Origin of the sequence: Halomonas sp. BC1, assembly GCF_002078135.1 — a bacterium.
GTDB lineage: Bacteria > Pseudomonadota > Gammaproteobacteria > Pseudomonadales > Halomonadaceae > Vreelandella > Vreelandella stevensii.
On sequence record NZ_LFGS01000015.1, the window covers coordinates 239,995 to 250,098 of the forward strand.

The window sequence follows — 10,104 nt, forward strand, 5'->3', positions numbered from 1 at the left end:
AGCGAGCGCCGTCAGCCCGCGCTGGCTACCCCGCCGCCCCGCGGCGAGCTGCTGCGCCCCCAGCTTACGAGTAAGCCAAAGTCCAAAGCGGCCGCCAGTGCCGAGCAGGAGTGGGAAGCGTTTTGATAGGCTGACGTTATCTCTATGAGCCACAGAGCCCCGCCACCGTAAACCGGTGGCGGGGCTCTGTGTCTTGCATCTGTATGATTAAGCAGCAAGCCGACTTTTCAGGCAGCGCCTAGTTGAGCGCGCTGGCCACTTCCTCGACTTGCAGGGCCAGGCTCTGCAGGCTGCCGCCAGAGAGGTACCAAAGCGCAGGGGTGAGCATCACCAGTTGGGCGTCTGTGCCCGCTTCCGCCCACTGCTGGCGAAGCTGCTCGGCGTCTGCGGGCTCGTTGCCAATGGCCGCACTGCGGTCGATCACCAGCACGATATCAGGGTCGATCTCGGCAATGGCATCAGCGGAAAGCGGTGTAAAGGTGCGTTCGCCGCGTACTTCGGGCGTGACGCTCTCGGGCATCTCCAGTGTAGCAATGCCCAATACTTCATGAACCACCGGGTGCTGATTGAGCATCAGGTTGCCGCCATTATGGGTGACCACCAGCGTCGTCGGGGCATCCTGCAGGGCTTCCCGCTGGCGCTCGATTTCGCTATTCAGCATCTGCAGGGCCTCTTCGGCCGCGTTTTCCACATCCAGCTGGCTGGCCAGTTCACGCACGTTGCGCTCGACGGAGTCAAGATACGCCTCACCGGTCACGCTGGCATCGAACAGCGGGGCGATCTCGCCCAGCGCGTCGGCCCACTCTGCCTGGCGGCCGGTGTGTACGATCAGCGTTGGGTTGGCCTCTGCCAGTGCCTCCATGTCGGGGGAGCGCAGGCCGCCGATGTCGGTGTAGCGGTCGGCGGCATACTGCTCGAGGTAGCTCGGTAAGCTGGCTTTGGGCACGCCCACCACCTGTTCACTCACCCCCAGGGCGTTCAGCGTATCCAGGCTGCCTAGATCAAACGTGGCAATGCGCTGGTCGGCGCTCGCGGCGGCGCTGGTCAGCAGTAGTGCAGTGGTGATGGCGGTTACTTTCATGAGAGGCCCTTTTTTGAGGAACACAGCTTTGAGAAACACAGCTGTTCTTTGAGAAATATAGCTATATGAAATAATTTCTCATCATCTCAGCAAGCAGCGGCTTTGTCGTGTGTTAAAAGGGGGAACAGCACGTTGCAGAAAATGCGACCGCCTCCGTAGAGGCGGTCGTGGTGGCGCATAGTGATCAAGCAACCAAGCGACTAAGAGGCGACGCGGAAGGGGTTGCGTGGGTCGTCGTCCCAGGCGAGGAAGGGCTTGCCGGTTTCCTGAGGCACCATGGTGATGCAGTTCTCCACCGGGCAGGTGATCTGGCACAGGTTGCAGCCCACGCACTCGTCTTCGATGACTTCGTAGCGGCGCGCGCCGTCCTGCTCGGTGAGCTTGGCAATCGACTGGTGAGAGGTGTCCTCGCAGGCGATATAGCAGCGGCCACACTCGATGCACAGGTCCTGGTCGATATGGGCGATGGTCTTGAAGTTGATGTCCAGGTGCTTCCAGTCGGTGGTTTGCGGCACCGCCCTGCGGGAAAACGCTTCGATGGAGTCGTAGCCTTTTTCCGCCATCCAGCGGGAGAGGCCATCTTTCATCTCTTCAACAATGCGAAAACCGTTGAGCATGGCAGCGGTGCACACCTGCACGCTGCCCGCGCCCAGGGCGATGAATTCCGCCGCATCCCGCCAGGTGGAAATCCCGCCAATACCGGAAATGGGCAGCGTGGGCGTGGCTGGGTCTCGGGCAATTTCTGCCACCATGTTCAGGGCGATGGGTTTCACCGCGCTGCCGCAGTAGCCGCCGTGGGTGCTCTGATGGCCTACGGTGGGTTTGGCGACCATGTTGTCCAGATCGATGCTGGTAATGGAGTTGATGGTGTTGATCAACGAGACTGCATCGGCGCCGCCCCGCAATGCCGCCTGGGCACCCACGCGTATATCGGTGATGTTAGGGGTGAGCTTGACGATGACCGGTTTGGAGTAGTGCTTTTTACACCAGTAAGTGACTTTTTCGATCAAATCCGGGTTTTGGCCCACCGCCGCGCCCATGCCGCGTTCCGGCATGCCGTGGGGGCAGCCCAGGTTGAGTTCGATGCCGTCTGCGCCGGTGGCTTCCACCCGCGGCAGGATATAGGCCCAAGCTTCTTCGTTGCAGGGCACCATGATGGAAACGATCAGCGCGCGGTCCGGCCAATCCTTCTTCACCTGGGTGATCTCTTGAAGGTTGATCTCCAGCGAACGGTCGGTAATCAGCTCGATATTGTTGAAGCCGATCACCTCGCGGTTTTTGCCGTAGTGGGCCGAGTAGCGGGAGGAGACGTTCACGGCAGGCGGCTCTTCACCGAGGGTTTTCCATACCACGCCGCCCCAGCCCGCCTCATAGGCGCGCACCACGTTGTAGGCTTTGTCGGTGGGCGGGGCCGAGGCCAGCCAGAAGGGATTGGGGGCTTTGATACCGGCAAAGTTCACCGATAGATCGACGCCGTTCACCACGCTGTCGCCGCTGTGTTTCTTGCCTGGAAAAGAGAGGGTGTTAAAAGGTGTGGTGTTCATGCGGCCTCCTGCTGGGCGGCGAGCGCTTGATGGATGGCGTGGGCGGCCAGCTTGCCGTGCTGTACTGCTTGCACGGTGAGGTCCTGGCCGGGTTTGACGCAGTCGCCGCCAGCGTAAACGTTGGCCAATGAGGTCTGGAACAGCTCATTGACGTGGATGCGCTCGCCATCCCGGGCCAGTTCGGAGGCGGTGGCATCGCGTAGGCTGTCGCCCTCGAAGCCCTGGCCGATGGCGGTGAAAACGGCATCCGCCGCGATCTCGAAGGTCTCGCCCGTGGTGGAGAGTCGGCCCTGCTGCTCTGCGGTGTTGGCAAAACGCATGCCTGCCACTCGACCTTGAGCATCCAGCAGAATTTCGTCCGGCTGGGCCCAGGTCACCATACGCACGCCGTTGGCCTTGGCAATCTCCTGTTCGTGGTCGGTGGCGGACATCGCCTCAGTGCCACGGCGATACACCAGAGTGACCTCTTTGGCTCCCAAACGCGCCATTTGCGTGGCCATGTCGATGGCGGTATTGCCTGCGCCAATCACGATGCAGCGCTTGGTCACGGCCAGGCTGCCCAGGTCATCGGTTTGGCGCAGGGTCTTGATGTAGTCCACGGCGGGCATCAGGCCCGGTGCATCTTCGCCGGTCAGCCCTAGCGTGCGGCTGGCCCCCAGCCCTAAACCCAGAAACACGCTGTCGTACTGCTGGCGCAGGGTATCGAGAGTGAGGTTGTCGCCCAGACGCTGGCCGTACTGGAGGTCGATGCCGCCAATGTCCAGCAGGAACTCGACTTCCTTGCGGGTAAAATCGTCGGTCATCTTGTAGCGGGCAATGCCGTACTCGTTGAGCCCACCAGGCTTTTGCTCGGCCTCGAAGATGGTGACCTGGTGGCCCAGCATGGCCAAGCGATGAGCGCAGGAGAGGCCCGCAGGCCCCGCGCCCACCACGGCAACATGGCGGCCAGTGCTGGCGGCCCGCTTGAAGGGGTGGCTATCGAACTGCATATGGTCGGTAGCGTGGCGCTGGAGCAAACCGATCAGCACTGGCTGGCACTCGGCGTCGTGGTTACGCACGCAGCTGCGTTCGCAGAGGATTTCCGTGGGGCACACTCGGGCGCAGCTGCCGCCGAGGATATTGGCTTCCAGAATAGTTGCTGCTGCGCCATTAATGTTGTTGTCACTGATCTGGCGGATGAAGCTGGGAATGTCGATGTCCGACGGGCAGGCCTCGACGCAGGGCGCGTCATAGCAGTACAGGCAGCGCTGGCTTTCGATGATGGCCTGGCGCGGCGTCAGCGGCGGATGCAGGTCGCTGAAGTTGCTTGCCAGCGTCGCTGGGTCGTAGGTGCCGACCTCTTTTGCGCTGGGCAGATGATCAAGTGAATGGGTCACGGTCGTTTCTCCCTGGTCCTTCTGGATCGTTCTGTTCTTAGTGGGGCGTCTGTTCTTTGTGGGGCGAGGCTCAGCGAGTTACCGCCACGGGGGCATTCAGCTCGGCACGCTTGGCCAGCAGCTCGAACACACCGGGGTAGGCGGGGCGTTCTAAGTAGCGCCCTGCGCCGCGCTCGGCGTGCAGCTCGCCATCCCGCCAGGTCCATTTGCCCTGGCTGATGGTATGGCGGGCAATGCCGCGCACCGTCTTGCCCTCGAAAATATTGAAATCGACGTTCTGATGATGGGTCTTGGCGGAAATCGTGCGGGTGCCGTTGGGGTCCCAGACCACGAGGTCGGCATCGGCACCTACCTGAATCGCCCCTTTGCGCGGGTAGAGGTTGAAGATTTTGGCGGTGTTGGTGGAGGTGACCGCCACGAACTCCTGGGGCGAGAGCTTGCCGGTATTGACCCCTTCGTCCCACAGCACGGCCAGGCGGTCTTCCACACCCGCAGTGCCGTTGGGGATCTTGGTGAAGTCATCTTTCCCGGCGGCCTTCTGCTCTTCGCAGAAACAGCAGTGGTCGGTAGCGGTGGTTTGCAGATTGCCAGATTGCAGGCCATGCCAGAGCGCTTCCTGGTGGCCTTTGGGCCGGAAAGGCGGGCTCATCACATGGGCGGCGGCGGTAGCCCAGTCCGGGTGCTGGTAAACGCTGTCATCGATCACCAGGTGGCCCGCCAGGCACTCGCCAAACACCGGGTGGCCCTGCTGGCGGGCGTAGGCGATTTCATCCACCGCGTCTTTGGTGGAGACGTGCACCAGGTAGACTGGCGCGCCCAGGGTGGAGGCAATGCGAATGGCGCGGCTGGCGGCTTCGCCTTCCACCTGCGGTGGGCGGGAAAGCGGGTGGGCTTCCGGCCCTGTGATGCCCTGGGCCAGCAGCTTCTGCTGCATGTGGTAGACCAGCTCGCCGTTTTCCGCATGCACGGTGGGCACCGCGCCCAGCTCCAGGCAGCGGGAAAAGCTCTCCACCAGAATGTCATCGGTGGCCATGATGGCGCCCTTGTAGGCCATGAAGTGCTTGAAGCTGTTGACCCCGTGATCGCGTACCAGGGTGCCCATTTCCTCTTTGACGCTCTCATCCCACCAGGTGATCGCTACGTGGAAGGCGAAGTCAGTGGCGGCTTTTTCCGCCCAGCCCTGCCAGGTTTCGAAGGCTTCCAGCAGCGACTGACCGGGGCTGGGAATCACGAAGTCGATGATCGTGGTGGTGCCGCCCGCCATGGCGGCGGCGGTGCCGGTGTAGAAGTCTTCGCTGGCCACCGCGCCCATGAAGGGCATCTGCATGTGGGTATGGGGGTCGATGCCGCCAGGCATCACCAATTGGTTGCTGGCATCGACGATCTCGCAGCCTTCCGGCACCTCCAGGTCGGTGCCAATGGCGTGGATTTTGCCGTCGACACACAGCACATCGGCGCGGTAAGTGTCGGCGTGGGTGACCACCGTGCCGCCCTTGATCAATAAGCTCATGGTTCGCTCCTGTCGTTGTGTTTAGCCAGCAGAATCATTCACCGTCGGTGAGGCGGGTGTAGGTCTCGGGGCGTCGGTCGCGGAAGAACTGCCAGTTGTTGCGCACCTCGCGCACCATATCCAGGTCGATCTCATGCACCAGCAGCTCGTCTTCCGTGGCGCTGGCCTGGGCTTCGATCTTGCCGCGTGGGTTGACGATGTAGCTGGAGCCGTAGAAGTCGCCGATATTCCAGGGCGCCTCGGTGCCAACCCGGTTGATGGCGGCGATAAAGCAGCCGTTGGCAGCCGCAGAGGCGGGTTGTTCAAGCTCCCAGAGGTATTGGGAAAGACCGGCCACCGTGGCCGAAGGGTTGAAAATCACGTCGGCGCCGTTGAGCGCCAATGCCCGCCAGCCTTCCGGGAAGTGGCGGTCGTAGCAGATATACACGCCGATCTTGCCGTAGGCGGTATCGAAAACCGGCCAGTTGGATTTGCCTGGTTTGAAGAAGAATTTCTCCCAAAAGCCAGCCACTTGGGGAATGTGTGTCTTGTGGTATTTGCCCAGGTAGCTGCCGTCGGCATCGAACACGGCGGCGGTGTTGTAGTAAACGCCGGTCTCGGTCTCTTCATAGATAGGGACGATGATCACCATGCGGTGCTCGGCCGCGAGCTTTTGCATCATCTGGCAGGTGGGACCTTCCGGCACTCGCTCGGCGGCGGCGTACCACTTGCTGTCCTGGCTGGGGCAAAAATAGGGCTGATTGAACACTTCCTGGAAGCACAGCACCTGCACGCCTTGCTCGGCGGCTTGCTGAATCATGGGCAGGTGTGCGGCGTTCATTGCGTCACGAATGGCGCCGGGTTCCTGGTCGGTGCTGGTATTCAGGGCCATCTGGATCAGGCCAATCTTCATTTTCTGCATGGACTACCCCTCTTTTGTCATAACGCGCCGACCTCCGAATGGATGGGAGGCCAGCTATGGGTGGCTTTTCTGCCGGTATCGATGAGTGGCGGAAAAGATCGCTAGGCGTGTCATGACATCGACTCATGGTCGAAACTTATAATTGTTAGCAAAGCTGTCAAGATAGACAGCTTTTTGAACATAGCGCTGGTTGAAGACGTTTTGCAAGAAGTTTTTATGAAAAGCCTGGTTGTCTTTCAAGTGACTGTTTTTGCTGTTTTTTAAGTTTTTTATTGGCCGTTTTTATCAATTTGGTGAGGTGTTGCACTATTATGGCGTTTCATTTTTATTTTTTAAATCAATAAGTTGTGTTTTATTTTTTGGTTTTTATATTGGTGTTTTGCATTCTGATGGTGCGTTTTATGAATATGTCGCTACCCTGTTTAGGAGGTTTTAATACCCGTGGCTATAACAACAATGATACAGAGGGCTTCGTCTTTATATATGTCTGTTTAGTCAGCTTTGTGTTCAATGAGTTAGCGGTGAGCGCGTGGTTTTGGGCACGCTTATTGCTGCGCAACCTGTTGAACCTTTGAAGATAAAAAGGCAATGGCGAGGCTGAGGAGACAACAGATGACGGCAGCTAAATCTCGAATGATCGATCAGCAGGGGTTGGTCGAACTGGCAGTGGAAGATGATGTGCGTGAAAGCCCACGCTTCAACGACGATATTGCGCCTACCGAAGCAAAAGAGCGTACCTGGAGTAAATGGAACATTGCGGCGCTGTGGGTCGGTATGTCGATCTGCGTGCCTACCTACACCCTGGGCGGCGTGCTCACGGCCTACTTTGGGCTGAGCGTTGGCGAGGCGCTACTGGCCATTCTGCTGGCCAATGTGATCGTGCTGATTCCGCTAACGCTGAACGCTTTTCCCGGCACTAAATTCGGCATTCCCTTTCCGGTGGTGCTGCGCTCTTCGTTTGGCATCCTGGGTTCCAACGTGCCCTGCCTGGTCAGGGCGCTGGTAGGCTGCGGCTGGTTTGGCATTCAAACCATGTTTGGCGGGCTGGCCATTCACCTGCTGCTGTCGGCGCTGTTTCCCGCCTGGGCGGCGCTGGGTGGCGTCGGCGAAGTAATTGGCTTCTTCGTGTTTGGCGCCATGAACCTGTACGTGGTGATTCGCGGGGCCGAGTCGATCAAGTGGCTGGAAACCCTGGCGGCACCGCTGCTGTTGGCCGTGGGGATCGGGCTGATGATGTGGGCGTGGCCGCACATGTCGATGACCGAACTGCTGGCCCAGCCGCCGTCGCGCCCGGAAGGGGCTTCGGTGTATGGCTATTTCTTTGCTGGCCTGACGGCCATGGTGGGCTTCTGGGCGACGCTGTCACTGAACATTCCTGATTTCAGCCGCTTCGCCAAGAGCCAGAAGGACCAGATCGTCGGGCAGATCCTGGGCTTGCCGTTGACCATGTTCTTCTTTGCTGCCCTGGGCGTGGTATTGACCGCCGCCTCGGAAACGCTGGTAGGCCAAACCGTGGCCGACCCGGTGCGCCTGATCGGCTATATCGACAGCCCTTTCTGGGTCATCATGGCCATGCTGCTGATCATCGTGGCGACCATCTCGACCAACACCGCTTCCAATATCGTCTCACCCACCAATGACTTTCAGAACATTGCCCCCAAGCTGATCAATCAAACCCGTGGCGTGCTGATGACTGGCGCCGTGGGGGTGCTGCTGATGGGTTACGACCTGCTGCAAAAGGCGGGGGTGGTGAGCCAGGGAGTTTCTCTGGAGCAGATGTACTCCAACTGGCTGCTGGGCTACTCCAGCCTGCTGGGCCCGATTGCGGGTATTATGGCAGTAGATTACTTCCTGATTAAGAAGCAGCGTTTAGATGTGCCTAGCCTGTACATGGACCACCAGGCTTACCCTGCGGTCAACATCGCCGGATTCATTGCCTTCGGCATTCCGGTGAGCCTGACCCTGCTGTCGCTGCTGACCGGCACCATGAACTGGTTCTATGACTACGGCTGGTTCACGGGCTCGGCGCTGGGGGCGGTGGTGTATTACGTCGCCAGCCGTACGCTGGCGTCGTCTCCCCAGGCAGGCCCTGTGCCGCTGATGGCCAGCGAGGCGGCTCGCCAGCCTTGATGCGGTAGCGCATGGCGCAGCTAGCTGTCGGGCAGAGCCTGGCGGGCTGCGCCGCTGGGCTTTGTACGAAAATTGCCTATGCTCGCCCATACGGCGTTAAAAATCGGCTCAAAGTACTCATTTACACCTTGTAAACTCCGTCTTTTCGCCGATTTTTGCCTTGTCTGGCCATCGCTCGCCGACTTTTCGTACAAAGCCTAGTTGGCTTCCTTCACCAGCCCCAGGAAGGCATCCACCACGCGGTTGGGGCGGCGGTCGTGGCGGGTAATTAGCACGAACGGGATGCGATACGCGTAGTGCTGGGGCAGCAGGGCGCGCATCTTGCCTGCGCTGACCCACTGGGCGGCCACGTGTTCGGGTAGAAAGCCAATGAAGCGCCCGGTCAGGATCAGGAAGGCAGCGCCTTCCCGGTCTGACGCAGAGGCTCGACGGTTGAGTGCTTCGTGGGCCTGGCGGGCCTTTTCCGGTAGCGGGTAGCGGGGCTGTATGGCGGGGTGCTGGGCAATGTCGCCTGCTTCGAGCCTCTCATCGGCCTGTGGAAACAAGGGGTGCTCTGCCGAGCAGTATAGGTATGACGGCTCGTCGTAAAGCCAGCGCGTTTCCAGGCTGGTGGGCAGGTTCACGGCAGGCACCACCCCGACGTGCAGGTGCCCATCCATGACGCCCCGGATCACCGCGTCAGAGGGTTCCATATGAATATTCACGGTCACCGCATGGTTGGGCGCCGTCAGCGCCGCCAGGGCGTGGGTAACGTTCATGGCGGGTAGCGTCACCAGGTTATCGGTGATGCCGATATTCAGCTCGCCCTTGATGGTGTGATGCAGTGCATTGACATCGCTTTTGAAGGTTTCGAGGGCGGTCAGCAGGGTCAGGCCGGCCTGGTAAATTTCCTTGCCTTCTTCGGTCAGGCTGAACCCACCGCGACCTCGCTGGCAAAGCGAAAACCCCAGGCGGCTCTCCAGGTCGCTCATGTGTTGGCTGATGGCCGAGCGGCTGATGCCCAGCGTCGTTTCTGCAGCGGTGAAGCCACCGCACTCCACCACGGTCTTGAAAATACGCACCAGGCGTATGTCGTAATCACTCATTTGACCCAGAGATGCCATGCTTGCCTCGTTGCCTTGCCTGCTATACTGATATGCCGTTTTTGATGCTCTATTGTGCTAAAAATTGATATACATCAAAAAAACATCGCGTCACACTTTAACAATCCCCCCCCATGTCTCGGGCTGGTGTATCTTCCTCTGTCTTTTTTCACTCTATCAGGTGCGCCCACGGGATGCCTGACTAAGGTATGCATGATGTCGCTCACGCCGAGTGATGGGCTCTCCTGGCACTGTTTGGCTGGCTGTTGAAGGAGCAGTATGAGCAGGAGTTACAGGCGGCTGAAGCCCGCGCTACTGCCCGTGCCAGCTGCCGTTGATCGATGAGCTTGGCGTGTTGAATGCAGACGGGCGCGCTTGGGTAAGCAGCGGCGACAACCGTCATGCGGGCAGGGATCTGAGCCAGACGGCACGTTGCGAGGTTTCAGCCAGTCAGCGTATGACGAAGTGGTCACGCCGCTT

7 protein-coding genes are annotated in these 10,104 nt (G+C 59.8%); 1 reads left to right on the forward strand and 6 read right to left on the reverse strand.

Translation table 11 applies throughout. The features are described from left to right. Positions 1 to 238: 238 nt before the first annotated feature. The 5 genes from B7L72_RS12475 to B7L72_RS12495 form a co-directional block, all read right to left on the reverse strand. Positions 239 to 1,081, reverse strand: a complete 843-nt coding sequence (locus B7L72_RS12475) for an ABC transporter substrate-binding protein (protein ID WP_081194839.1) — start codon at positions 1,079 to 1,081, stop codon at positions 239 to 241. Positions 1,082 to 1,281: 200 nt separating this feature from the next. Further along, a complete protein-coding gene (gene preA, locus B7L72_RS12480; protein WP_081194709.1) occupies positions 1,282 to 2,625 on the reverse strand; it encodes an NAD-dependent dihydropyrimidine dehydrogenase subunit PreA in 1,344 nt (447 codons plus the stop codon). After that, complete coding sequence (locus tag B7L72_RS12485; RefSeq protein WP_081194711.1) at positions 2,622 to 4,001, reverse strand: NAD(P)-dependent oxidoreductase; 1,380 nt, start codon at positions 3,999 to 4,001, stop codon at positions 2,622 to 2,624. The genes preA and B7L72_RS12485 overlap by 4 nt, the downstream gene beginning before the upstream one ends. Before the next feature lie 70 nt (positions 4,002 to 4,071). Next, entirely contained in the window at positions 4,072 to 5,511 is a 1,440-nt protein-coding gene (hydA, locus tag B7L72_RS12490; RefSeq protein ID WP_081194713.1) for a dihydropyrimidinase, read from the reverse strand. A 34-nt stretch (positions 5,512 to 5,545) separates the two neighbouring features. Further along, positions 5,546 to 6,412, reverse strand: a complete 867-nt coding sequence (locus B7L72_RS12495) for a nitrilase-related carbon-nitrogen hydrolase (protein WP_081194715.1) — start codon at positions 6,410 to 6,412, stop codon at positions 5,546 to 5,548. A gap of 612 nt (positions 6,413 to 7,024) precedes the next feature. Here B7L72_RS12495 and B7L72_RS12500 point away from each other — a divergent pair. Continuing rightward, positions 7,025 to 8,542 carry an NCS1 family nucleobase:cation symporter-1 gene (locus B7L72_RS12500; protein ID WP_081194717.1) on the forward strand — a complete coding sequence of 506 codons (1,518 nt, stop codon included), beginning with the start codon at positions 7,025 to 7,027 and terminating at the stop codon, positions 8,540 to 8,542. A 197-nt stretch (positions 8,543 to 8,739) separates the two neighbouring features. Here B7L72_RS12500 and B7L72_RS12505 read toward each other — a convergent pair whose 3' ends face one another. Next, entirely contained in the window at positions 8,740 to 9,645 is a 906-nt protein-coding gene (locus B7L72_RS12505) for a LysR family transcriptional regulator (protein WP_081194719.1), read from the reverse strand. Between the last annotated feature and the right edge of the window lie 459 nt (positions 9,646 to 10,104).

What these genes read in the sequence shown, in the direction of transcription:
- B7L72_RS12500 (WP_081194717.1), top strand. Translation starts at nt 7,025, where the DNA reads ATGACGGCAGCTAAATCTCGAATGATCGATCAGCAGGGGTTGGTCGAA.
- preA (WP_081194709.1), bottom strand. Translation starts at nt 2,625, where the DNA reads ATGAACACCACACCTTTTAACACCCTCTCTTTTCCAGGCAAGAAACAC.
- hydA (WP_081194713.1), bottom strand. Translation starts at nt 5,511, where the DNA reads ATGAGCTTATTGATCAAGGGCGGCACGGTGGTCACCCACGCCGACACT.
- B7L72_RS12505 (WP_081194719.1), bottom strand. Translation starts at nt 9,645, where the DNA reads ATGGCATCTCTGGGTCAAATGAGTGATTACGACATACGCCTGGTGCGT.
- B7L72_RS12495 (WP_081194715.1), bottom strand. Translation starts at nt 6,412, where the DNA reads ATGCAGAAAATGAAGATTGGCCTGATCCAGATGGCCCTGAATACCAGC.
- B7L72_RS12475 (WP_081194839.1), bottom strand. Translation starts at nt 1,081, where the DNA reads ATGAAAGTAACCGCCATCACCACTGCACTACTGCTGACCAGCGCCGCC.